This is a genomic window from Cytobacillus sp. S13-E01 (assembly GCF_029193815.1).
Lineage (GTDB): Bacteria > Bacillota > Bacilli > Bacillales > Bacillaceae_L > Bacillus_BV.
In genome coordinates, this window is the sequence record NZ_JARFVC010000006.1 from 1 (window position 1) to 23,786 (window position 23,786).

Genomic DNA, 23,786 nt, shown 5'->3' on the forward strand with positions numbered 1-23,786 from the left:
TATTGGTGTCCCCCCCCCCCCGGGGGCGCCACCACTTTCAATGCCAAAACCCCAAGTACAGTTGGTAAAAAAGTGTTCATTATTATCTATCAAAAACTGTCTACTTTAGTTTAGCAGTTACAGATGCTCTATTCTTTTCTTTTACGGATCAAAATATAAACTTCATCACTACCAATAAAGCATTATAAAGCTGTGTTCGTTAACATTGTTGTTAAGAGTAACTAATTATAATTTCACAATATGTAAGGAGTGTTAATCATATGATTTGTTAACACTCTTTTTTCTATCTCGTTTGAACGGGAGATCTACCTCAAATGTAATTAATTACAAAGATGTGATGAAAATCACTGAATCTTTTTTATTTTTAATTTACACTTATTTAAAGGTAAACTTACAACCTTTATTTCAATCTGTGCAATGGAAGCCATTTCCTTTAAAAAGGAAAACCCACCTTCTTGAATAAACCATCGTATGCTTGACTTGCACAAGATGTGCTGATGTCGATGTTCGCCACAGGACGTGGCGGGTTTTAATCGACGCGCCGATAGGCGGGCGCCCTGCGCACATATGAAAAAATTAGATTTCAAAATAAAACTGTGCTAACTTGTGTTGACAACTCATATAAAGTACTAATGTAACTTTACATGTGAAGAAGTGAACAAAAGATATTTGTCTAAAAAATGTTTGAAGCAAAAGGAGTGACATTTAAATGCACATAGTTGTATGTGTTAAGCAAGTACCAGATACCAAAATCATCAAAATAAACCCCAAGACAAACACCTTAGACCGCAGAAGCGCACCAGCCATTTTAAATCCATATGACTCCCATGCCGTACAAGCAGCAGTAAATTTGAAGAATACAAACGATGATAAAATATCAGTCCTTTCTATGGGTCCACCCCAAGCAACAGCCGTTATCAAGAAAAGTGTAGAAATAGGAGCAGATCAAGGATATCTAATTTCAGATAGAGCATTTGCTGGTGCGGATACATTAGCAACGAGCTATGCGCTTTCAAAGGCGTTGGAGAAAATAAACAAAGAACAACCGATTGATATAATCATTTGTGGAAAACACGCGATTGACGGTGATACAGGCCAGGTGGGTCCTGGTATCGCAAGAAGAATGGATATTCCGCCAATAACAAATGTAATTGAAATAGTGGAAGTAAATGAGCGTGAAAAAACAGTATTATTAAAAAGAAAATTAGCAGACGGTTATGAATTAATTCAATCAACAATGCCATGTTTATTAACCGTTGAAAAAGAAGTTAATGAAGTAGAATACTCCCCGCTTACTAATATGATTCGTGCAGCAAGATATGAACCGATCATTTGGAGTGTAAATGATCTTGGTGAAGTTGATAGGAAACAGCTCGGACTAAAGGGTTCACCGACGATCGTAGGTAAAATGTTCACACCACCAAAAGAAGAAGGTGGGAAAACAATTGAGGGTTCGGTCGATGAACAAGTTACACAATTAATGGCAGTGCTAGCAGAAAAAAAGGATTTATTTGTTGCAGGTAAATAAATTCGCATGGGGGGGATAAATAATGGAAGGTAATAGAGGTGTGTGGGTGTTTATTGAACAAATTGACAACCAAATTGCAGCAGTGTCATTAGAGCTTTTAGGAGCAGGTAGAAAGCTAGCTGACAAGCTCGAAGTGCCATTATCTGGTGTTTTGCTAGGTGATGGTGTAAAGAATCTTTGTACAAAGGTTATTGAGTATGGAGCTGATGAAGTATATGTAATTGATGACCCAGTCTTAAAAGATTATCGAACTGAAACGTACATGAGAGGTGTCTATAACCTGTGCCAAATGTATAAACCAGAAATTTTTCTATACGGGGCAACACCTAATGGAAAGGATTTAGCAAGTGCTGTTGCAACCGATTTAGCGACAGGGTTAACAGCTGATACAACGATGCTAGATGTTGACCCAGAAAGTAGATTACTAGAGGCGAGTCGTCCAGCATTTGGTGGAAATATCATGGCGACAATTCTTTGTAAAAAGCACAGACCACAAATGGCAACAGTACGCCCGAAAGTTATGAAAGCGTTAACACCTGAAAGTGGAAGAAGCGGAAAAATTATTGAAGAAAAAATTGGTATTAAAGAAGAAGACGTTCGAACTAAAGTTTTAAAGATTGTAAGAGATGTTGATAAAAAGGTTAACTTAGCAGAAGCACATGTAATTGTAGCGGGAGGAAAAGGCTTAGGGGATGAAAAAGGGTTTGGGCTGATACATGAATTGGCAAATGAATTAGGTGCTACTGTAGGTGCAAGTCGTGACGTTGTAGAAGCAGGCTGGATTGGGCATGAATACCAGGTTGGACAGACGGGTGAGACTGTAACCCCAAAACTCTATTTTGCGATAGGAATTTCAGGAGCGATTCAACATGTTGTCGGAATGAAAAACAGTGATATGATCATTGCTATTAATAAAGACCCAAATGCGCCTATCTTTGATGTTGCAACCTATAGTATTGTCGGTGACGCCTTAGAAATTTTACCTAAATTAATAGAACAGTTTAGAGATGCACGGAAAGAAAAAGGCGGTGAAGTTAGTTATGTCTGAGAAATTTGATGTTATTGTCGTTGGAGCGGGTCCAGCTGGAACTTCATGTGCTTATACATGTGCTAAAAATGGTTTAAATGTGTTGTTAATAGAGCGTGGTGAATATCCTGGAAGTAAAAACGTGATGGGGGGTGTTCTATACAGAAAACAAATGGAAGAAATTATTCCTGAGTTTTGGAAAGAGGCACCACTAGAACGTCCAGTTATTGAACAAAGATTTTGGATGATGGATAAGGAATCGATGATAAGCTTTGGTTACAAAGGACTTGAGTGGGGACAGGAGCCCTATAATAACTTTACGGTTCTTCGTGCGAAATTTGACCAATGGTTTGCTAATAAAGCAGTTGAACAAGGTGCGCTTTTAATTAATGAAACTGTTGTTACAGAGTGTATTGTAGAAAATGATAGAGTAATAGGTGTTAGAACAGACCGACCAAATGGTGATGTATATGCTGATGTCGTTGTTTTGGCTGATGGTGTTAACTCTCTTTTAGGAAAACAATTAGGATTCCATAAAGAATTTAAACCACATGAGGTGGCATTAACCGTGATGGAAGTTATTAATCTTCCAAAGGACAAAATAAATGATCGGTTTAATTTAGAAGATAATCAAGGATGTACAGTTGAAATCTTCGGTGATTCTACAAAAGGTAATCTTGGTACTGCATTTTTATATACGAATAAAGATAGCTTAAATCTTGGAGTAGGTACAACTCTTTCTAGCATGATTAAAGCTAAGATAAAACCATATGATTTGTTAGATTACTTGAAAAACCACCCAATGATAAAGCCATATGTTGATGGTGGTGAGCCGCTTGAGTATTTGGCACACTTAATTCCTGAAGGAGGCTATCATTCTATACCGAAATTAGTTGGGAATGGTGTACTTGTTGTAGGAGATGCTGCTCAGCTTGTGAATGCAATCCATCGAGAGGGTTCAAACATGGCAATGTCATCTGGGAAATTAGCCGCAGAGGCAATTTTACGAGCTAAGGATAGAGGGAAATTTGATGAAGCGACATTAGATTTCTATAGAACTAGTATTTATAACAGCTTTATTGGAAAGGATTTAAAAAAATACAAAGATGCTGCGCACACCTTTGAAGAGCATCCACAATATTTTAAAGAATATTTACCGATGATGAATAAAGCAGCAAGCAAATTCTTTACAGTAGACGGAACCCCGAAGAAACAGAAACAAAAAGAAATTCTTAGATCGGTCACTAGTGAAAAGGGGACTTTTAAAGTAATCCAAGACATGTATCGCGCATGGAAGGTGATGAAATAATGTCAAAGAATATTGAAGAAAAACAATATTTAGTTCGGTTTAAGGCTGATAAAAATTCACATCTAACGGTATTAGATCATGATGTGTGTATGACACAATGCCCAGACAAAATATGTACGATTTTCTGTCCAGCAGAGGTTTATAAATGGGAAGAAATAAGAATGCACGTCGGTTATGAAGGTTGTCATGAATGTGGAAGCTGTCGTATAGGCTGCCCATATCAAAATATTAAATGGGAATATCCTAAGGGTGGCCATGGTGTAGTGTTCAAATTGGCATAATCACACTGGAGAACATTAGGCAATCGTATCCTAGTGTTCTTTTTTTGTGTACTAATTATTATGCAGTTTATTTCAGGATAACACCTATAGGCGCTGGGAAAATGTGCTTTAATTAGTAAATACTATTTCCATAGAGTGTACATTATTTCACAAATGAGTGTAAAAAAGAAAGGTGAAGCCAGTGGGGAGGTTAAACGATTTGTGTATGTTGGAGGTTAATGGTGAAACAATCTGATTTGCACTTGCTCTCTATTTCTTTTGCCATTTCAAATGCTTGATGAACACAAGGGATTTGGAGGGAAACATAGTGTGGCGAATTATAATCAAACGACCCTTCACTAGTAGTCTGGAAAACAATAATTTTCCAATGGAATTTTTCTTTGCCTTTTTCGATCTCAGACCCTTCTAAAGCAATTAACCAATGAGTAAAAGATGAAGAGCTACCATCATTGTCAAGGAAAACCTGAATATCACTTTCACCAATTGGTATCAGTGGTTTTTGATAAAATTCACGATAGTTTGGAAACGCATTCATTATTTTTCACTCCTTTAAAAATGTAAGCTATTATTTGTTAACTTTATTATATGTGAAAACAACGGACTGATGTAGTAATTTTTTAACTTTTCAGAAAAAGTTCACAACTTTATGTCAGACAAGTAAATGTTTTAAGTATATAGATCAAAATCTCCGACGTTCAATCGCTATAAGAAAGAGGCCGAAAGTGATTTGTATCACGGTGGTTATATTACTAATTCGCTATAATTAGGGTATAACAATTTTAGGAGGACTTGATATGTCTGGATGTATGAGTAGTATGTTTCAAGGTGATGGAATCAGTTTTTGTACCCCATTAAATAGACTAAAAGAAGAACATGTTACCCTGAATCTTCAAAAGAAAGATTTATATACATTATCAACTACAATTGAACAAGCGGAAGCAGAAGTTAGCTGGTGTGATACGATAAAAGAATTACGAGGGAAGGTTCAAGCTTTTATTGCTGATCTTGATCCACACTCAGAAAGGGAAGAAGGCGTTTTATTTCCAATGATGGCAAAATATATTGGTAAAGACGCTGGTCCAATAGCTGTGATGGAATATGAACACGAACAGGCTAAATTAAATATCGCATTATTCTTAGAGAAGACAGTAGATGTTCCTTCAGATCTAAACAAAGAGGATGCAAAGCAGTACGCATCCTATATAACGAATGCATATTTAATTTTAACGGATCATTTTGCAAAGGAGGAAAATGTACTCTTCCCGATGGCAGAAAAAATGTTAACCGATGAGGAAAAGGACTTATTAGAACGAAAAATGAATGAAATTTAATAATAGTTGTCAATAAACGCATGAGATTGTTAGTAACTCTCCGTGCGTTTATTTACGTTCTAAATGTACCATCCCTCTTTGTTAAAACAAATAAGAGTTTGTGCTCGAATGGCTTTATATGAAAAAGAGACATTGAGGTTGTAGATAATAATTATTTGAATTCAGTAATTTTAGAAAAAAAGAGCAGCGTTATACTGCTCTTATGCGTTCAACGCTGCTACCTTTTCGTCGTTGGGAAGTAATAATGTTAAAAATCCAAGCAATGGTAAAAATCCAACAGCAATAATCGTATTTGTTAATCCAAAGGTATCTGCAAGTGAACCTAGTGCAACAGAACCAATTGCCCCCATTCCAAATGCCAAACCAACAATTAAACCAGACATTGTACCGATTTTACCTGGTAAGAGCTCTTGTGCATAAACAACTGTAACCGAAAAACTAGACATTAAGACAAATCCTATAATAGCTACAATCACATAAGCGAATAGAGGTGTTACAAAAGGTAAGATTAGGGCTAAGGGAGCAGAACCTAACATAGAAATTAAAATTACTTTTTGTTTACCAAATCGGTCTGCAAATGGGCCTCCAAAAAATGTACCAACTGCACCAGTTGCCAGGAAAATAAAGATAAAAATCTGTGATTGGGGGATTGAATACCCATATACTTCAATAACATAAAACGTATAGAAATTTGTAATACTAGATATATACCATGAGCGGGCAAAGACTAGGAATACTAAGATTAATAGTGCAATTTTTATAGCTCTTGAATATCCATTGTTTTGACTACTAGCTTTTAATATTTTCGGCTTTAATGATATGCTTTCTAAAGTGTTTGAATACCATTTTGCTATATAGATTAATAATCCAACTGCGATTGCAGCAACAACAGTAAACCAAATCGCCCCAAACTGTCCGAGTGGCACGAGAATAAATGCTGTAATAATCGGACCTAGGGCTGAACCGGAATTACCTCCAACCTGATAAATCGATTGTGCTAATCCTCTACGACTCCCTGCAGCCATGTAGGCTACCCGAGAACCCTCTGGGTGGAAAATGGCAGAACCTAAACCAATAAAAAGAACTGCTATAATAATCGTTAAAAATGTAGGAGCAAGTGATAATCCAAGGATGCCAAAAAATGTAAAGGTAAGGGCAACTGGTAACGCGTATGGCATTGGCTTTTTGTCTGTATACCAGCCAACTGCCGGCTGCATTACTGAAGAGATGATGTTTAATGAGAATCCGATTAACCCAATTTGTGTAAACGTTAATCCGATAGATTTCTGTAGAATAGGGAACATAGCTGGTACTACAGCCTGAATTGAATCATTCAATAAATGGCATAGTCCAATAATAAATAAAATATTGTAGGTTGTTTTTTGTTCGGTTGGCGTTCCCTTGTTTGCTATTTTACTAGTTGCAAGCATTCTGCATTACCCCTAACATATATTTCTATCTTATTTAAATGAAAGCTCTTTTTGTAGATTTTGTAAAGAGTTTTGAAGGAAATAATTTTCAAGTTTTGTAGTTTACTTAAGTTAACTATCTCAAGTTAAAGCTCAATACAAAATTAAACAAGTTCGACGAATTACTTCGTGGGCTATTGTGGTGCTATAACTTTACGGGTTTTAAATTTTCTGATAAATTAAGAGTGAGGATAAAATATTCGCCAATTAGGGAGGAAGCATCTATGAAATATCGTCGTTTAGGACGATCTGGTCTTAAAGTAAGTGAAATTAGTTTGGGTAGTTGGCTTACATTTGGCAAAACAGTTGACGCAAATGTTGCCTCTGAAACGATACATAAAGCATATGAGTTGGGAGTTAACTTTTTTGATTCTGCTAATGTCTATGAAAGAGGCGAAGGTGAAAGGATTTTAGCAAAATCTCTCAAGGACTATAAAAGAGAATCATATGTAATTTCCACAAAAGCCTTTTGGCCAATGGGAGATGGTCCAAATGATAGAGGTCTTTCAAGGAAACATATTATTGAACAAGTACATGCCAGTTTAAAAAGAATGGATTTAGATTATGTAGATATTTTTTATTGTCATCGCTATGATCATGAAACACCTGTAGATGAAACCCTAAGAGCCATTGATGATTTAATCCGTCAAGGAAAGATACTTTATGCAGGTGTAAGTGAATGGTCTGCAGCTCAAATTCAAGAGGCTGTTTCAGTTGCTGATAAATATTTATTGGATCGAATTATTGTAAATCAGCCCCAGTATAATATGTTTCACCGTGATATTGAAGATGAAATAATACCAGTAAGTGATAAAAATGGTATTTCGCAGGTGGTTTTTTCTCCTCTTGCACAAGGAGTACTAACCGGAAAATATAAGGGTGGACAAATACCTAGTGGTAGTAGAGGAGCTAATGAAAAGGTTAATACATGGGTAAAACAAATTATCAATGATATTGTCCTTACAAAGCTGGATAGATTAGAAGAGATAGCCAATGCTATTGAAGTTACACTTCCTGAGTTAGCTTTAGCTTGGATCTTACGTCAGCCCAACGTAGCAAGCACTTTAGTAGGTGCGTCAAATCCTGAACAAATTGCGGCAAATGTACGTGCTTCAAATGTTGTATTGAGTTTTGAGACTTTACAAAGAATCGAACAAGTATTAGCGGTTTAAGGCGTTTTATTTTCTTTGAATTGCCGATATCTAATGGCAGGTTGAGTTAAGCCCTCAACCTGTTTTTTGTTTTTTAGGAATTTATAAAATTGTCAATGATACGATCAATATCAATTGTTCCGTCGCCAGTTTATATTTATTTGCGTTGCTCCTTAGCTTCAAGAGCCTAGGAAATTTGTATTATATCAACTATAATTTAGAGAATCATTAAAGTAACTGAAGGTTCTTCAAATATTGATTAGGCAAATAGAAGTTGACCATTTCCTTCTTTTTGTATAACTTTTACTATGTATTATTAAGGAGGAATTTAAATGGATTGGAATGAAGTTTTTGAATCAGCGAAAGCATGGACGCAAGAAGCAGGTGAAATACTTAGAAAAGCAACACAAGAAAAAATTATAGTAGAGTATAAAACTTCAGCTGCAGATTTGGTGACCCAAAAAGATAAAGAGATTGAACAATTCTTTATTGATCGTATAGCTAAAGAATATCCATCACATTTTCTACTTGGAGAAGAAGGACTAGCTAGTGACCAGAAATTCAGTCCAGATAGAGAAGTTGTCTGGATTGTTGATCCTATCGATGGTACAACGAATTTTGTGCATCAAAAAAGAAACTTTGCAATATCTATTGGGATTTTTGAATTTGGGTTGCCAAAAATTGGGATAGTTTATGACCCTGTGGCAGACGAGCTTTTTCATGCCCAAGTAGGGAAGGGAGCTTTCTTAAATAATATTCCTCTTCCAAAACTAGCGGACAAGACCTTGGAGGAAGCAATTATTAGTATTAATCAGCTTTGGTTAGTGCATAATAATTACATAGATCATCAAATTTTTTCCAGTGTCATTCAAAAAGCTAGAGGGACTAGATACATTGGCTCGGCAGCATTGGAAATTGTATATATAGCTTGTGGACGATTAGACACCTACATTGATTTTCGCCTTTCGCCATGGGATATTGCGGGAGGGATGGTCATACTAAATGAGGTAGGTGGAGTAATGAAGACATTTGAAAATCAGCCTTTTAATGTATTCACTCGTAGTTCAACCGTATTTTCAAATAATAAAGTGTTAGAAGAGCTTTTCTTAAACCTATAAAAGTGGTCTCGAAGATGTATTTTAAGAAAAGTAAATCTTATGTAAAAGTTTAAATAATTATGTCGAAAAAATGAACGCTATACTATATAATGAGTACGATTAGAATTATAAATTAACAAGGGGGCAATAGGATGAAAAAGTTATTAACTTTGCTAGCACTAACATTACTTTTAGCTCTTACTGCATGTGGTGGGGCAGAAGATAATGGCGATGCAACAGGTGGAGAAAAAGAAGAAGAAGTAAAACAATTAACAATGGGATTCATTCCTTCCCAAGAAGCAGATCAAATTGCTGATAATGTTAAACCACTTGAAGAATATTTAACCGAACAACTTGGGGTACCTGTTAAAGCTGAAGTTATGATTGACTTTGTTGGACTTGTTGAAGGAATGAGAACAGGTAAAATTGATATTGGTTTTACAAATCCTTTTGGTTATGTTCAAGCAGTAGAGCGTGCTGAGGTTGAACCTTTAGTAAAGTCAATCCGAAATGGTTCTGATACATATAAGGCACAATTTATTACTAGTGTTGATTCTGGTCTTAATTCTATTGAGGATTTAGTAGCAAAAGAAGGATTAATATGGGCATTTGGCGATACACTTTCAACTTCAGGTTATTTATTCCCAGCTTCTAAGTTAATGGAGCTTGGTGTTGCAGATGTTAATACATTCTTTAAACAAACTGCTGTAGGTGGGCATGATAATGCTGTTTTAGCAGTACTTGAAGGACAAGCGGATTTTGCTACAACTTTTGATGATGCACGTACAACAATTGAGAAAGACTACCCAGAAGTAATGGAAAAAGTAAAAGTAATTGGCTATACAGACGAAATTCCTAACGATGGAGTTTCTGTTCGTAAAGGGATGTCTGAAGACATGAAAAACAAAATTAAGGAAGCATTTTTAGCTATTAATGATAATCCAGAGATACTTGCAGTTATGAACGAAGTATATACTTGGGATGGAATTGCAGAATCAACTGATGAGGAATTTGATGTTGTTCGCGCAGTATTTGAACAATTTAAAGAACAATTAGAGCAATAATACTTACCAATAAAATCTATAAAGAGAGAGGAGATTTCTTCTCTCTTTTTTATCGAAGTAAAGGAGCAGTAAAATGATTGAATTTAAAAATGTTTCTTTAACTTATCCAAATGGACATCAAGGTTTAAAAAATATTAACGTTACGATTAATCCTGGTGAATTCATTGTTGTGGTAGGATTATCTGGAGCTGGAAAATCCACTTTTATCAGAAGTATTAACCAATTGGTTAAGCCTACTGAGGGAGAGTTGTTAATAGATGGAAAAAACACTTTAGCATTTAAAGAAAAAGAATTAAAGTCACTAAGAAAAAAAATTGGTATGATCTTTCAAAATTATAATCTTGTAAATAGAATGTCAGTATTACGTAATGTTTTAACAGGAAGACTTGGCCATACTGGAACACTAAAAAGTATTTTTGGACTTTTTCCAGAAGACGCTAAAGAATTAGCTCTAAACAGTTTAAAAAGAGTGGGTATTGAAGAAAAAGCATATTCAAGAGCAGACCAATTAAGTGGTGGGCAACAGCAACGTGTTAGTATCGCTCGCGCTTTAACGCAGCAACCGAAATATATTCTTGCTGACGAACCTGTTGCAAGTCTTGACCCACCAACTTCACATATTGTTATGAGGGATTTAAAAAAGATTAATAAAGAAGATGGTATTACAACAATTGTAAACTTACATTTTATTGATATGGCTATGGAATATGCAGACCGAATTATTGGCATGAGAGCTGGTGAAATTGTCTTTGATGGTCCTGCATCAACAGTAACAGAAAAAACGTTCGAGCAAATATATGGTCGTCCAATCAAGGAAGATGATTTGCGCGGGAGTGTAGAATAATGGAAAAACAAGCTGCGCCAATGAGAAAAAAAATTCCTGTATTACCGACTCGTACAAAAGCCACTTTTACAGGTATCTTAATAATTGTTATTGGACTTTATCTGTTTTCGGCCTACTTTACAAAGGCCTATCCAGATAGAATCATTGAAGGAATGCCAATTGTCATTGATTTTATTGTTAAAGATCTTATCCCACCTAACTTGGGTTATATAGATAAAGTGATGGCAAGCTTAATTGAAACATGGAATATGGCCTTATTAGCTACTACTTTGTCTGCAATCGTAGCACTGCCAATAAGCTTTTTAGCAGCATCAAATATTAATAAAAAGAAAGGTTTTTACTCTGTTGTTCGCTTTTTATTAAATATCCTTCGTACAATTCCTGAACTTATCTTAGCTGTTATTTTGGTTGCTATCATTGGAATTGGCGCACTCGCAGGTATTGGCGCATTGTTTATTTTTTCACTAGGAATATTAGCAAAGTTAATAAGTGAGACTATTGAAGCAATTGATCCTAATCCGTTAGAAGCAATACGTGCTACTGGTGGGAACATAATTCAAGTTATTTGGTATGGGGTTATGCCGCAAATTTTACCACACTTTACATCATACACTTTGTACGTGCTTGAAATTAATGTACGTGCCTCTGTTGTTCTTGGCTTTGTTGGTGCTGGTGGTATTGGCCTAATTTTAAAGCATCAGCTTGCACTTTTTAATTTCAGTAATGTGTCTACAATTGTCGTCATGACGTTCATTGCGGTTACAATTATTGATTTTACTAGTAACCGGATAAGGGAGCGATTTATTTAATGAATAAGGCAACAGAACTAATTAAACCTCCAGTAAAAAAGAATCAGTGGAAGTTTGCTGTAGTATTTCTTGTACTAATCTTTTTGTATTATATAGCATTAACAACAACAGATTTGACTTTTAGGGGATCTTCACTAAGCCCAGCGGCAATTTTTAAACGACTTTTCTGGGATCCCTTCTTTCTGGCTGATGTAAGAGCGAAAATACCAGAATACGCTTACTATATGTTTGAAACGTTATTAATCGCCTATGCTGGTACACTTATTGCTGCAGTATTGGCTATTCCCTTTGGTTTCCTAGCAGCTAGGAATATGTCCAAAATATCAGGATTAGGTAAATGGATTTTAAATGGGATAAGAGCATTTCCTGAGATAATGCTTGCAATCATTTTTGTAGCAGCTGTTGGTATGGGGCCGTATGCAGGGGTTTTAGCTGTTGGTATTCATTCCATTGGTATGTTAGGGAAATTATATGCAGAGGTTATTGAATCAATTGATATGAAGGTTCTTGAAGCCTTAAGATCAAATGGTGCTAACAGATTGCAGGTAATGTGGTATGGTGTTATTCCACAAGTAATTCCTCAGTTTTCTAACTACGCAATTTATCGATTTGAAGTCGATGTTCGATCATCTACAATATTAGGTGTTGTAGGAGCGGGTGGTATAGGTGCTCCATTAATCATTGCATCGATGCAGCGCAACTGGGAGCAAGTTGGAATGATGTTAATTATTATCATAGTTGTTGTAACAATTATTGATTTAATCAGTGGAACAATTCGTAAGCGGATAGTTTAATTATATGAATTTAGCACTTCCTGTTTCGTGGAAAGTGCTTTTTTTTCTTAAAGTGGAACATATTAACAGGATCTCGATAAAATAACATAATTTTAAGGGAGAATGATCAATGAATGGAAATGTCATAATTACAATTCTAGAAACTAGTGATGTTCACGGTAATGTCTTACCTATTAATTATGGTAACAATGAACACTCTGAACTTGGACTTGCAAAAATAGCAACTCTAATTAATAAAGAACGAAAAGAAAATCAAAGCATGATTTTGATCGATAACGGTGATTTACTACAAGGTACTCCACTTACATACCATTATATACACTCTCGTAGCTCGGAAATGAATCCGATGATCAAGCTTCTAAATGAACTTCAGTATGATGCAGCGGTACTAGGAAATCATGAGTTCAATTATGGGATGGATATTTTAAATCAAGCTGTGAGGGATTCGCACTTCCCATGGCTATCAGCAAATATCATTGATTCCAAAACAGGGGAGCCATACTTTGGTAAACCATATGATATAAAAGTGATGGACCAAGGTGTGAAGGTCGCCATTCTAGGAGTTACAACACATTATATTCCTAATTGGGAAAACCCAAATAATATTAAGGGTCTTGGCTTTGAAGACGCTCTCGAAACAACAAAGATGTGGGTGCGTAAAATCCGCGAGATTGAAAAACCAGATGTCTTAGTTGTTGCGTATCATGGAGGTTTTGAAAGTGATCTTGAAACTGGTGAACCTACAGAAACATTAACTGGTGAAAATCAAGGCTATCGTATTTGTAAGGAAATTGAAGGAATTGATGTGCTTTTAACTGGGCATCAGCACCGTTCACTTGCGTCTGCAGTAAATGGCATAGCAATTGTACAACCAAGTTTCAATGGGCAGGCTATTGGGAAAATTTCAATTAGGCTTTCAAATGAGCAAGGTAGTTGGATAATTGCCGAGAAGAAGGCTGAATTGCTACAAGTAGAAGATGTAAAGACAGATGAGAAGTGCAAAAAGCTTGTAGAAGAGTATGAAAAACAAACACAAATATGGTTAGATAAGCCGATGGGGAAATTAATTGGTGATATGACAATTTCTGACCCATTTAAGGCGAGGCTACAAGATAATTCATTAGTTGAATTTATCAATAAAGTACAAATGGATGTTGCGAATGTCTCAATATCAAATACTGCATTATTCAATAATCTTTCTAAAGGTTTTCCAGAGAATATTACAATGAGGGATATAGTGTCAAATTATATTTATCCTAACACATTAAAAGTGATTCGAATTACAGGCCAAGACATGAAAGAAGCACTTGAAAGATGTGCAAGCTATTTCATATTAAATAATGGTGAAATTGGGGTTAATCCTGCATTTACTACACCTAAACCACAGCATTATAACTATGATATGTGGGAAGGTATTGAATACACATTAGATATAACAAAATCTGTTGGTTCACGTGTAACCAAACTAAATGTTAAGGGAGAGGCGGTTGACCTCGGAAAGGAATATGATGTTGTCATGAACAACTATCGTGCTGGTGGTGGTGGTGATTACATGATGTTTAAAGATAAACCTGTAATTAAGGACATACCCCTTGATATGTCAGAGGTAATTGCTAACTATATCCTGGAAAAAGGAACAATTGAAGCGACGGTAAATCACAATTGGAAAGTGGTTTGGTAAATAAGAGGTCTAGATAATCCGGCTCCTAGGTACTCGAGAAATACGTCTTAAATAAAAAACGTGAATTCAAAGTTGAATTCACGTTTTTTAAAAATTAATTATCTCCACCTTCATTCGGTAATATCAAGACTTCCACTCGTCTATTTTTCTGTCTACCTTCGACAGTATCATTTGATGCGATAGGGCTGTATTCACCGTATCCCTTTGCACTAAATGATTTATGATCTAACTTGTCATTTTCTAATAAAATCTTCATGAAATTGATAGCCCGAATGACGCTCAAATGCCAGTTACTGTCAAATTCACTATTACTAATAGGAACATTATCTGTATGACCACTCACTATGATGTTAAGTGGCGGATTCATTATTAGTAATTCGGATATTGAAATTGCCAAGTCTCTATCTGCTGGGCGTACATCCGCACTACCAGAGTTGAAGAATGTATCGTTAAGAAACGTGATAAGAAGTCCTTCATCCGTTAATTTAGTTTTAAGTTTTGAATCAAGTTTATTTGCCAAAATATAACCATCAATTTTTTCTTGTACTGATTTAAGTTGGCTTTGTTCCATTTTGTCAGGGGCTTCTTCCGTTGGTTGTTCTGGTTCTTCTTCTTCTTCCTGATTTAAAGACTCTTGTTCCGTTTCTGGAAGTGGGCTAGGGTAGTCCATAACACCTGTTCCACCATTAAAAGCACTATTTAACGAGTAGGCGATTTGTTTAAATTTGACAACGTCAACAGAGCTTGCAGCAAAAAGAACAATGAATAATGCTAATAGTAGAGTAAGAATATCTGCATACGGAACTAGCCATGATTCATCAATATGTTCTTCATGTTGTCGATGTTTTTTTCTTCTAGACATCTAAGCTCTCACCCTCTGACATGACTTTTAATCGGTCTTTAATCGATAGATACGTAGAAAGCTTTTGCTCAATTGCTCTTGGGGCTTGACCCTCAAGTACTGACAACACACCCTCAATCATCACATGCCTTACATTTACCTCGTCTTTCGATTTTCGTTTTAATTTATTAGCAAAAGGGTGCCATAATACGTATCCAGTGAATATTCCGAGCATCGTTGCAACGAACGCCGCAGCAATTGCTTCCCCTAAGGCTTGTGTATTATCCATATACCCCAATGCAGCAATAAGACCGATAACCGCACCAAGTACGCCTAATGTTGGTGCATACGTACCAGCCTGTGTGAAAATTAGAGCTCCAGCTTGGTGACGGTCTTCCATTGCTTCAATTTCTTCAGTCATTACATCTCGTATGAATTCAGCACTTTGTCCATCAACTGCCATACTTAAGCCATTTTTTAAGAATGAATCATCAACTTCAGCAACTTTTGCTTCAAGTGCAAGGAGACCTTCTTTTCTGGCAACAGTTGCCCATTCAGTAAACATTGGGATAAGCTCTTCTATAGTGACCATCTTTTTTTCTTTAAAAAGCACTCCAAATAATTGCGGGATTCGCTTGATTTCTTTAGTTGGAAAAGCAATAGTTACCGCAGCAATCGTACCGAGTATAATAATTAAAAGTGCGGCCGGGTTTAATAGAACAACAGGACTTACTCCTTTATAAAACATCCCAACACCTACAGCAATAAAACCAAGTAGAACTCCAATAATAGACGTTTTATCCATAATTTCACCTATACTTTCTTAAAATCTAGTTGCGTGTTTAATCATATAAAAATAGTATACTACGTCAAATAATGTCAAAGTATATTAAAAAAATCCAATTTGTTGATTCATATCCTTTATATCGACAAATTCAGCGAAAACTTTAAAACTTTCTTCTAAAAGGATAATGTTTCTTTACGCAGAATATAATAAAAGATAGTATTGAAAAATATAAAAGTGAGGGTCAAGTATGAATTTTAATGATTTTAAGTACGAGCGTCCTAATATGGAAGCAGTAGAAGGATCGTTTACAAGCGCTTTAGAAAAATTTACAAATGCTACTAGTTTAGAGGAACAAGATGTAGCCATGAAGGAAATAAACAACATTCGTAATACGGTTGCCACGATGTTCGACATTTGTTATGTGCGCCATACGATTGATACAAACGATGAATTTTACAAACAAGAAAACGACTATTTGGATGAAATTCAACCATTAGTTCAAGGGCTGGTAACGAAGTACTATACAGCTTTGGTAAATTCCCAATTTAGAGGCGAATTAGAGGAAAAGTGGGGTGGTCAATTATTTGCATTAGCTGATGCTCAGTTAAAAACCTTTGTTCCTGAAGTGGTCAAAGATCTTCAACAAGAAAATAAATTGACTTCGGAATATACAAAACTAGTAGCTTCGGCAAAAATCTTTTTTGAAGGTGAAGAGCGCACGCTAGCACAATTACAACCATTTGCAGAATCAACGGATCGTGACATGCGTAAGAAAGCAAGCGAAGCACGCTTCAACTTTTTTAGAGAGAATGAAGAGAAATTTGATGAGATCTATGACAAGCTTGTTAAGGTACGTACAAATATTGCGAAAAAACTAGAATTTAACAATTTCACTGAGCTTGCCTACCTACGACTAGGAAGAACAGATTACAACGCTGAGATGGTTGCTAAATTCCGTGATCAGGTAAAAGAATATATTGTACCTTTAGCTGTAAAGCTTAGAGAACGTCAACGCGAGCGTATTGGTGTTGATAGCCTAAAGTATTATGATGAAGGGTTTAAATTTGAATCTGGAAATGCGATACCAAAAGGAACACCAGAATGGATTATTGATAATGGTATGAAGATGTATGAAGAGCTTTCCTCTGAAACAAAAGAGTTTTTCGATTTTATGATTGATAATAATTTAATGGACCTTGTTGCGAAAAAAGGTAAAGCAAGTGGTGGGTATTGTACATATATTCAAGATTATAAGTCTCCATATATCTTCTCGAATTTTAACGGTACGTCTGGGGATATTGATGTATTAACACATGAAGCGGGTCATGCTTTCCAAGTCTACTCAAGCAGACATTTTGAAGTGCCTGAATATAACTGGCCAACATATGAAGCGTGTGAAATCCATTCGATGAGTATGGAATTTTTCACATGGCCATGGATGGAGTTATTTTTTAAAGAAGATACTGATAAATATAAGTTCGCACACTTAAGTGAAGCTTTATTATTCTTACCATATGGTGTGGCAGTTGATGAATTCCAGCATTTTGTCTATGAAAATCCTGAGGTAACTCCACAGGAACGTAAACAAGCATGGAGAGAGATTGAACGTAAATACATGCCAGATCGTGATTATGATGGGAATGAGTATTTAGAAAATGGCGCCTTCTGGCAGCGTCAAGGTCATATTTATTCAACACCTTTCTATTATATTGATTACACCTTGGCTCAAATCTGTGCATTCCAATTCTGGAAGCGCTCTCGAGAAGAAAGCGAAAATGCTTGGAGTGATTACCTAGCACTATGCCAAAAAGGAGGAAGTCAATCATTTACTGAACTTGTAAAGGTTGCTAATTTAATTTCACCATTTGAAGATGGTTGTGTTCAGTCAGTAGTTGGTGTCATTGAAGAGTGGTTAAATAGTGTCGATGATAAACAACTATAGAAATAGTGAAAAAAAAGCTGTTAAATTCCCATTTAACAGCTTTTCTTTTTAGAGAGGTGCATATAAAAAACTTATGAAGTCACAGAACCTTTTATATATTTAAATGGTCTTATTTAATATTAAAGGTTGTTGGTGAAGGTGAGTACTTAATTAATATGTTTACTTTTAGTTGGGGATTCTTAGAGGATACAGCATCCACTATTTCCATAATATATTTATTTTTGAATTTTAGATGACACAGAAATGGTTATAAGTGAAATATAATGTGAAAATAGCTGTTTTTCATACTAAACCAGTATGGCGGCGAAAAAACGTGCCGCCATCATCTAGCATGAAAAAAAGCAGATATTGTACCAAACTTGTATAATCCAGTACAACATTGGTTAGAATCATTAAATTACACATATCCTAAATCTACTTTTTTCATAGAAAACGAAACCATTGTCCGTTATCTTTTACAAAAAAACGTTTCGTTCACAAAAAAACGGAACGTGCATCCGATTACACAACAGACTTAGGCTGAGAGTATCAAACTATTGCTTCAATCAGATCTGGAATGATAGTTTTTGAAAAAATTGTAAAATAAACAGGATAAAAAAAGATAATTGCATTAGCAAGCATACAATATTTGCAATAAAAACGACTAATATGCTGTCCATCCTCTGCAATAGAAGCAAACAGCACTCCCACTAATGATGTAAGAGAAAACAAAGCTGTACCATATAAAGACCCTAATCTTTCGAAACTTAAAATAAACCCTAATGATGAACCGTTATACAAAAGAATAAAAAATGATGTAAATATGAAAAACTTGGGAATAAATGACATCCGAAACACCTCAGTTATCTATATGTAAAGGACTCATAGATGATAACTCAAAGTGACAATTTGTAACTTTATGGTTAGCTATCACAAAAGTGTACGCTAGGTAATATGCAATACATTAAGACAGATACATGTCTTAGAATCAAAAATCTATAGCGCTAAATGGACTAGGTATATCTGTGTTAAGTGGTCATCATAATACTAAGAGAAGTACCTAGAGATGTCCCTGTGGAATCAGGAGCGTTTGGTCAAAATTAGAATAGATTTAATCCATATTGGTATCAATAAAATTTTCTATAAAAAGGGAAATATGTTAAAGATTCTATCAATTCCTAATTGGTTTTAGTATACTAAAGGAAATAAGAATTTGAAGGACAGTGGATTAATGAAGCAAACACTAAGCCTAAATGATTGTAAAACTGAAATGATTTTTTCCTATATAAGTTGGATTTTTTTTATCGCTGCATTATTTGTAATTTGACATCCAACTTTAGCAAGATTAATAGATGTTGAAACCAAATCTTTTATATATTTAGTGCTTATTGTTTTATGACAGTGACTCAGTTTAGTCTATCAAGAATGAATGATGATGAAGAAATACATAAGATTATCATATATAGCAGAATTGTTTTTGATTATGTCGGCTTTTTCTTGCTTATTGCTTTAACAGGGGGCCGGTAGTTGTCAGGTAATCTGATTAAATGTACTTAATTGGTGACAATGATTCCTGCTTTGTTTCAGATAGGTTTGATGATTTGTCTGGAAAAAGTAATAATATATGTGAACTAATAAATGGTGCAGACCATATTTTAGAAGATAAGGATATTAGTAAGTCAATTGAAATTCTAAAGAGTGTTATACAAAGCATAACTAGATTTTTAAGCTGATTACGAAAGGGGCCTGCAAAAAAAAGTGAAGGCAATCTTAATTGGAGTTATTTCGTCTGTGTTTTTTGCAGTTACATTTATTTTAAATCGCTCAATGGAATTGTCAGGAGGAAGCTGGCTCTGGAGTTCATCCCTGCGATACTTTTTTATGGTTCCGTTTTTGTTACTGATCGTTCAATTGAGGGGAAATTTAAAACCACTTTTGAAGGAAATGAAGCAATATCCAATCACCTGGGTAGGCTGGAGTGTTGTAGGTTTTGGATTGTTTTATGGACCAATAACCTTTGCAGCCGCATCTGGTCCAGGATGGTTAGTTGCAGGTACCTGGCAATTTACGATCATTGCTGGATTATTACTCGTCCCATTTTTTTATACAAAAGGATTGACTGAAAATGGCCCGATAAAAATAAGACATAAGCTTCCTTGGAAAGGATTGTTGTTCTCAAGTATTATTTTTATTGGAATTATCGTAATTCAATTAGATCAGGCAAGTGGTGGGCTATCTTCACAGATGCTTTTAGTTGGTGTTCTCCCGGTTATCGTTGCTGCTTTTTCCTACCCACTAGGTAATCGAAAAATGATGGAGCACTGCAACGGTAGGATCGACACATTTCAACGTGTGCTTGGCATGACAATTGCATCTATGCCATTATGGATTGTTCTAGCTACATATGGCTTTTTTACAGTGGGACTGCCTAGTGGTAGCCAAGTGTTTCAATCATTAATTGTCTCAATTTCTTCTGGAGTAATTGCAACTGTACTTTTTTTCTATGCTACTGATATGGTGAAGGCGGATCAAAGCAAGCTAGCAGCAGTAGAAGCAACACAGTCCAGTCAAATCATGTTTGTGTTAATAGGGGAAATGTTGATTTTATCTGAGGCTTTACCAAATTATCAATCAATTATAGGAATGATGATCATCATAGCAGGGATGGTCTTTCATAGCTTTGCCTCTAGCCAAAAACTAGTGATTCGAAGTGAAAAGGCGAGGTCTGCACTATGATTAGAAAAAGGTGAGAATTTAGAGGATTCTCACCTTTTTTATGGCATCACTTTTTTACATATTTATCCTGAAATTCTTCATCTGATTTAACAAGATATAAGATGCCTTCAATTAAACCGATTATGCTTGGAATACCTGTCCATGAAAATAAAAGGTATAATATACCCATCCAAATTTTTCCTAAGTAAAATTTATGAATTCCTAAACCCCCTAATAAAATGCCCAAAACCCCTGCTGCTACACGATTTTTCATGTGGTTTACACCTCCTAATGTAGACGGATTGATTAAATTGATATGAACTTTCTTTCTTAAAGGTTGTGATGTAAAAGTATATAGTTTTAGGAAAACCTTTATAAATTATCGTTAACAAATTCGTGTAAATTATCCCTATTTAAAGAGTAGGAGACAACCGTTCCTAATATACAGTGAACATTTAGCTCCAATAAAAAAAGTAAGGGAGATTTTCCCTTACTCAACGATGATTTTATCCTCTTTTAAAACTGCTTGTAAAGAAGTGATTGATTCATTATCTAATAATAGATCTGCAATCTGATCTTCTAGCTGTTCTTGGATTACACGACGTAATGGACGCGCTCCAAATGCTGGATGATATCCGATTGTAGCTAGCTTTTCTTTTGCTTCTGGTGATACAGTGATTGTAATATTTTGCTCCGTAAGTGCCGCTTGAAGATCTGTAAGCATTAAATCAACAATTTGCAGTAGATTTTCTTTTTGCAACTGTTTAAACTCAATAATACTATCGAAACGATTTAGGAACTCAGGTTTGAAATGCGATCCTAGTGATTCTAAGATTGATGATTCTTTTACAGCATCTGTATTCGCATGATCAAAGCCTACTGTTTTCTTCTTATACCCGACGCCAGCATTACTTGTCATAATAATAACAGAATCTTTAAAGCTAACTGTTCGTCCCTGGCTATCAGTTAGGCGGCCATCCTCAAGAATTTGTAAAAACATATGTTGAACATCTGGGTGTGCTTTTTCAATTTCATCAAGCAAAATAATGCTATATGGGTTGCGACGAACTTTCTCAGTTAACTGACCAGCTTCATCATGTCCTACATAACCAGGAGGAGACCCGATAATTTTTGCAACAGAATGCTTTTCCATATACTCACTCATGTCAAGACGAATCATAGCATCTTTTGAACCAAAAAGTTCTTCAGCTAGTGTTTTAGTAAGCTCTGTTTTACCTACACCAGTTGGACCCACAAATAGGAATGAACCAATTGGGCGGTTTTTCGCTTTTAGACCAGCACGGCTTCGACGAATTGCTTTGGACACTTTTGTGACGGCTTCTTCCTGACCAATCACTTTCTGGTTTAGATTATCTACTAAGTGCTTCATTTTTGCTTGTTCATCCTCTTGTAATTTACCAATTGGAATACCGGTTTTCTTCTCAATAATCATTTGAATGTCACTTACATTTACAATAGATTGAACAGCTTCTTGTTTGTTTTCTAAGTGCTTTTCAAGCTCTGTTTCTTCATCACGAAGTTGTGCAGCTAATTCATAGTTTTCTTCATTTGTTGCCTTGGTTTTTTGATCTTTTATGGAATGTAATCGTTCTTGAATCTCTGTTGTATCAACAGGTGTTGCTAATAGGTTCATTTTTGAACCAGCTTCATCCAGTAAGTCAATCGCTTTATCAGGTAGGAAGCGGTCTTGGATATAGCGGTGTGAAAGTGTTACACACGCTTTGATTGCTTCTTCACTGAATGTTACTCCATGGAAAGCTTCATATTTAGATTGAATTCCTTTTAAAATCTCAATCGCTTTTTCTACAGTAGGTTCGTTAACATTTACAGGCTGAAATCTGCGTTCTAATGCAGCATCTTTTTCAATTTGTCGGTATTCCTTCAGTGTAGTTGCTCCTACTAACTGAAGTTCTCCGCGTGCAAGTGCGGGTTTTAAAATATTTCCTGCATCCATTGATCCTTCTGCTGAACCAGCACCTACAATTAAATGAATTTCATCAATAAACAGAATAATATTTTTTCGTTTTTGAAGCTCAGAAATCAATTGCTTCATTCGTTCTTCAAATTGGCCACGAATCCCAGTGTTTGCAACAAGTGATGCAACATCTAAAAGGTAGACTTCTTTGTTTAATAATTTTGAAGGTACATCACCTTTTGCAATATTTAATGCTAATCCTTCAACAACTGCCGTTTTACCAACACCTGGCTCACCGATTAAAACGGGGTTGTTCTTGTTACGACGATTTAAGATTTCAATAATACGTTGAACTTCTTCGGCGCGCCCAATCACCGGGTCTATTAATCCTGCTTTGGCAAGATGTGTTAGGTTTCGGCCAAATTGATCTAGGAAACCACCATTTCGCTTCGTTTGCTCTGTTTGTGGTTGGTTTGATTGTGGATTATTGTCATTGCCTTTGAACATATCTTCAAAAGGGAAGTTTTGAAAACCATTAAATCCAGTTGGAATTTGAAGATTATTCATTTGCTTCGTATAACATTCACTACAAAGCTGAAGACGCTTGCGTTCATTGTTAATTTGAATATGCAGGTGAAAATTTGCTTGTTTTGTATTACATACTTGGCATGTCATGGTTTGTAACCTCCTTATTATTTGTGCTCGGTTTGACTAATTTTGACTAATTATATATAAATAAAACCGTTACATGGAACGGATATTGAACTCTTACTAAGATGCGAGTATTTGCTATGACCAATTTTGACCAATAGGATATATACAAATAGCCGTCTTAAAGGACGGAATGAGAATTGATCAATGTTTTTTTATTATACTTTGACCTTCCTTGACTTTCAAGTAATTTAAACTAAAGAAATTTTGATCACAAGGAAAATCAGTTTCATACGTTAGAGAACTTATAGTTTTCCTTTGCTTTTTATTATACTTTGACCTTTTTTGACTTTCAAGTAATTTGTATAAAGAAAATATTGGAACCATTTTTCGAACGTGATGCTATCGGTTTCATAGAGTTAAAGTATATCGCTAGTCCTAATCTTCCTTTTTGATACACGTTTTCCTTCAGAAGAGGAATTACTTCAGCTTGAAACGGAGGAATTTTACTAGTAACAATGTATTCAAATTGGAATAGCTCGTCTTTATT

21 protein-coding genes are annotated in these 23,786 nt (G+C 35.5%); 14 read left to right on the forward strand and 7 right to left on the reverse strand.

From position 1 onward, the window contains the following. Positions 1 to 709: 709 nt before the first annotated feature. The 4 genes from PY093_RS06070 to PY093_RS06085 are packed head-to-tail and all read left to right on the forward strand — an operon-like array spanning position 710 to position 4,145. Complete coding sequence (locus tag PY093_RS06070; protein ID WP_275644991.1) at positions 710 to 1,528, forward strand: electron transfer flavoprotein subunit beta/FixA family protein; 819 nt, start codon at positions 710 to 712, stop codon at positions 1,526 to 1,528. 22 nt (positions 1,529 to 1,550) lie between these two features. Further along, complete coding sequence (locus PY093_RS06075) at positions 1,551 to 2,576, forward strand: electron transfer flavoprotein subunit alpha/FixB family protein (RefSeq protein ID WP_275644992.1); 1,026 nt, start codon at positions 1,551 to 1,553, stop codon at positions 2,574 to 2,576. After that, a complete protein-coding gene (locus PY093_RS06080; RefSeq protein ID WP_275644993.1) occupies positions 2,569 to 3,864 on the forward strand; it encodes an FAD-dependent oxidoreductase in 1,296 nt (431 codons plus the stop codon). The genes PY093_RS06075 and PY093_RS06080 overlap by 8 nt, the downstream gene beginning before the upstream one ends. Beyond that, positions 3,846 to 4,145, forward strand: coding sequence for a ferredoxin family protein (locus PY093_RS06085; protein WP_275644994.1), 300 nt, complete (start codon positions 3,846 to 3,848; stop codon positions 4,143 to 4,145). The genes PY093_RS06080 and PY093_RS06085 overlap by 19 nt, the downstream gene beginning before the upstream one ends. Before the next feature lie 190 nt (positions 4,146 to 4,335). Here PY093_RS06085 and PY093_RS06090 read toward each other — a convergent pair whose 3' ends face one another. Then, the gene (locus tag PY093_RS06090; protein WP_275644995.1) at positions 4,336 to 4,680 is read right to left on the reverse strand and encodes a hypothetical protein; all 345 of its coding nucleotides are present in this window, start codon (positions 4,678 to 4,680) and stop codon (positions 4,336 to 4,338) included. A 259-nt stretch (positions 4,681 to 4,939) separates the two neighbouring features. Here PY093_RS06090 and PY093_RS06095 point away from each other — a divergent pair, with 259 nt between their 5' ends. Next, positions 4,940 to 5,476, forward strand: a complete 537-nt coding sequence (locus tag PY093_RS06095; RefSeq protein WP_275644996.1) for a hemerythrin domain-containing protein — start codon at positions 4,940 to 4,942, stop codon at positions 5,474 to 5,476. A 200-nt stretch (positions 5,477 to 5,676) separates the two neighbouring features. Here the strand turns inward: PY093_RS06095 and PY093_RS06100 are convergent, their stop codons facing one another. Continuing rightward, the gene (locus tag PY093_RS06100) at positions 5,677 to 6,906 is read right to left on the reverse strand and encodes an MFS transporter (RefSeq protein WP_275644997.1); all 1,230 of its coding nucleotides are present in this window, start codon (positions 6,904 to 6,906) and stop codon (positions 5,677 to 5,679) included. A gap of 263 nt (positions 6,907 to 7,169) precedes the next feature. Between PY093_RS06100 and PY093_RS06105 the strand changes: the two genes are divergently transcribed. The 7 genes from PY093_RS06105 to PY093_RS06135 all read left to right on the forward strand — a co-directional run bounded on the left by PY093_RS06105 (position 7,170) and on the right by PY093_RS06135 (position 14,385). Then, on the forward strand, positions 7,170 to 8,117 hold the full coding sequence (locus PY093_RS06105; protein ID WP_275644998.1) for an aldo/keto reductase family protein: 948 nt from the start codon (positions 7,170 to 7,172) through the stop codon (positions 8,115 to 8,117). A 311-nt stretch (positions 8,118 to 8,428) separates the two neighbouring features. Beyond that, positions 8,429 to 9,214: an inositol monophosphatase family protein gene (locus tag PY093_RS06110; RefSeq protein WP_275644999.1), complete on the forward strand. Its 786-nt coding sequence runs from the start codon at positions 8,429 to 8,431 to the stop codon at positions 9,212 to 9,214. A gap of 131 nt (positions 9,215 to 9,345) precedes the next feature. Further along, positions 9,346 to 10,257 (forward strand): phosphate/phosphite/phosphonate ABC transporter substrate-binding protein, encoded by a 912-nt coding sequence (locus tag PY093_RS06115; RefSeq protein WP_275645000.1) that lies wholly within the window; start codon positions 9,346 to 9,348, stop codon positions 10,255 to 10,257. A 73-nt stretch (positions 10,258 to 10,330) separates the two neighbouring features. Beyond that, the gene (phnC, locus tag PY093_RS06120; RefSeq protein WP_275645001.1) at positions 10,331 to 11,101 is read left to right on the forward strand and encodes a phosphonate ABC transporter ATP-binding protein; all 771 of its coding nucleotides are present in this window, start codon (positions 10,331 to 10,333) and stop codon (positions 11,099 to 11,101) included. Then, the gene (gene phnE, locus PY093_RS06125) at positions 11,101 to 11,910 is read left to right on the forward strand and encodes a phosphonate ABC transporter, permease protein PhnE (protein WP_275645002.1); all 810 of its coding nucleotides are present in this window, start codon (positions 11,101 to 11,103) and stop codon (positions 11,908 to 11,910) included. The genes phnC and phnE (PY093_RS06125) overlap by 1 nt, the downstream gene beginning before the upstream one ends. Further along, a complete protein-coding gene (phnE, locus tag PY093_RS06130) occupies positions 11,910 to 12,704 on the forward strand; it encodes a phosphonate ABC transporter, permease protein PhnE (RefSeq protein ID WP_275645003.1) in 795 nt (264 codons plus the stop codon). Before phnE (PY093_RS06125) ends, phnE (PY093_RS06130) begins: the two co-directional genes overlap by 1 nt. Positions 12,705 to 12,813: 109 nt before the next feature. Continuing rightward, positions 12,814 to 14,385, forward strand: coding sequence for a bifunctional metallophosphatase/5'-nucleotidase (locus PY093_RS06135; protein ID WP_275645004.1), 1,572 nt, complete (start codon positions 12,814 to 12,816; stop codon positions 14,383 to 14,385). A 94-nt stretch (positions 14,386 to 14,479) separates the two neighbouring features. Here the strand turns inward: PY093_RS06135 and motB are convergent, their stop codons facing one another. After that, positions 14,480 to 15,247 (reverse strand): flagellar motor protein MotB, encoded by a 768-nt coding sequence (gene motB / locus PY093_RS06140; protein WP_275645005.1) that lies wholly within the window; start codon positions 15,245 to 15,247, stop codon positions 14,480 to 14,482. Further along, positions 15,240 to 16,031, reverse strand: a complete 792-nt coding sequence (motA, locus tag PY093_RS06145) for a flagellar motor stator protein MotA (protein ID WP_275645006.1) — start codon at positions 16,029 to 16,031, stop codon at positions 15,240 to 15,242. Before motA ends, motB begins: the two co-directional genes overlap by 8 nt. 229 nt (positions 16,032 to 16,260) lie before the next feature. Between motA and PY093_RS06150 the strand changes: the two genes are divergently transcribed. After that, positions 16,261 to 17,955 (forward strand): M3 family oligoendopeptidase, encoded by a 1,695-nt coding sequence (locus tag PY093_RS06150; protein ID WP_275645007.1) that lies wholly within the window; start codon positions 16,261 to 16,263, stop codon positions 17,953 to 17,955. Between the two features lie 528 nt (positions 17,956 to 18,483). Here the strand turns inward: PY093_RS06150 and PY093_RS06155 are convergent. After that, entirely contained in the window at positions 18,484 to 18,783 is a 300-nt protein-coding gene (locus tag PY093_RS06155) for a hypothetical protein (protein ID WP_275645008.1), read from the reverse strand. A gap of 909 nt (positions 18,784 to 19,692) precedes the next feature. Here PY093_RS06155 and PY093_RS06160 point away from each other — a divergent pair. Beyond that, a complete protein-coding gene (locus PY093_RS06160) occupies positions 19,693 to 20,670 on the forward strand; it encodes a DMT family transporter (RefSeq protein WP_275645009.1) in 978 nt (325 codons plus the stop codon). Positions 20,671 to 20,716: 46 nt separating this feature from the next. On the opposite strand, the gene PY093_RS06165 is transcribed toward PY093_RS06160, so the two are convergent. Together PY093_RS06165 and PY093_RS06170 are read right to left on the reverse strand one after the other, a co-directional pair. Beyond that, positions 20,717 to 20,923: a TM2 domain-containing protein gene (locus PY093_RS06165; RefSeq protein WP_275645010.1), complete on the reverse strand. Its 207-nt coding sequence runs from the start codon at positions 20,921 to 20,923 to the stop codon at positions 20,717 to 20,719. Positions 20,924 to 21,139: 216 nt separating this feature from the next. Beyond that, entirely contained in the window at positions 21,140 to 23,260 is a 2,121-nt protein-coding gene (locus PY093_RS06170; protein WP_275645011.1) for an ATP-dependent Clp protease ATP-binding subunit, read from the reverse strand. Between the last annotated feature and the right edge of the window lie 526 nt (positions 23,261 to 23,786).

Excerpts from the sequence above, each read along its gene's own strand:
- phnC (WP_275645001.1), top strand. The coding sequence starts at position 10,331 with ATGATTGAATTTAAAAATGTTTCTTTAACTTATCCAAATGGACATCAA.
- PY093_RS06090 (WP_275644995.1), bottom strand. The coding sequence starts at position 4,680 with ATGAATGCGTTTCCAAACTATCGTGAATTTTATCAAAAACCACTGATA.
- PY093_RS06070 (WP_275644991.1), top strand. The coding sequence starts at position 710 with ATGCACATAGTTGTATGTGTTAAGCAAGTACCAGATACCAAAATCATC.
- PY093_RS06115 (WP_275645000.1), top strand. The coding sequence starts at position 9,346 with ATGAAAAAGTTATTAACTTTGCTAGCACTAACATTACTTTTAGCTCTT.
- PY093_RS06105 (WP_275644998.1), top strand. The coding sequence starts at position 7,170 with ATGAAATATCGTCGTTTAGGACGATCTGGTCTTAAAGTAAGTGAAATT.
- PY093_RS06165 (WP_275645010.1), bottom strand. The coding sequence starts at position 20,923 with ATGAAAAATCGTGTAGCAGCAGGGGTTTTGGGCATTTTATTAGGGGGT.
- PY093_RS06110 (WP_275644999.1), top strand. The coding sequence starts at position 8,429 with ATGGATTGGAATGAAGTTTTTGAATCAGCGAAAGCATGGACGCAAGAA.
- PY093_RS06085 (WP_275644994.1), top strand. The coding sequence starts at position 3,846 with ATGGAAGGTGATGAAATAATGTCAAAGAATATTGAAGAAAAACAATAT.
- PY093_RS06155 (WP_275645008.1), bottom strand. The coding sequence starts at position 18,783 with ATGTCATTTATTCCCAAGTTTTTCATATTTACATCATTTTTTATTCTT.
- PY093_RS06080 (WP_275644993.1), top strand. The coding sequence starts at position 2,569 with ATGTCTGAGAAATTTGATGTTATTGTCGTTGGAGCGGGTCCAGCTGGA.
- phnE (WP_275645003.1), top strand. The coding sequence starts at position 11,910 with ATGAATAAGGCAACAGAACTAATTAAACCTCCAGTAAAAAAGAATCAG.
- PY093_RS06075 (WP_275644992.1), top strand. The coding sequence starts at position 1,551 with ATGGAAGGTAATAGAGGTGTGTGGGTGTTTATTGAACAAATTGACAAC.
- phnE (WP_275645002.1), top strand. The coding sequence starts at position 11,101 with ATGGAAAAACAAGCTGCGCCAATGAGAAAAAAAATTCCTGTATTACCG.
- motA (WP_275645006.1), bottom strand. The coding sequence starts at position 16,031 with ATGGATAAAACGTCTATTATTGGAGTTCTACTTGGTTTTATTGCTGTA.
- PY093_RS06095 (WP_275644996.1), top strand. The coding sequence starts at position 4,940 with ATGTCTGGATGTATGAGTAGTATGTTTCAAGGTGATGGAATCAGTTTT.
- PY093_RS06100 (WP_275644997.1), bottom strand. The coding sequence starts at position 6,906 with ATGCTTGCAACTAGTAAAATAGCAAACAAGGGAACGCCAACCGAACAA.
- PY093_RS06150 (WP_275645007.1), top strand. The coding sequence starts at position 16,261 with ATGAATTTTAATGATTTTAAGTACGAGCGTCCTAATATGGAAGCAGTA.
- PY093_RS06170 (WP_275645011.1), bottom strand. The coding sequence starts at position 23,260 with ATGACATGCCAAGTATGTAATACAAAACAAGCAAATTTTCACCTGCAT.
- motB (WP_275645005.1), bottom strand. The coding sequence starts at position 15,247 with ATGTCTAGAAGAAAAAAACATCGACAACATGAAGAACATATTGATGAA.
- PY093_RS06135 (WP_275645004.1), top strand. The coding sequence starts at position 12,814 with ATGAATGGAAATGTCATAATTACAATTCTAGAAACTAGTGATGTTCAC.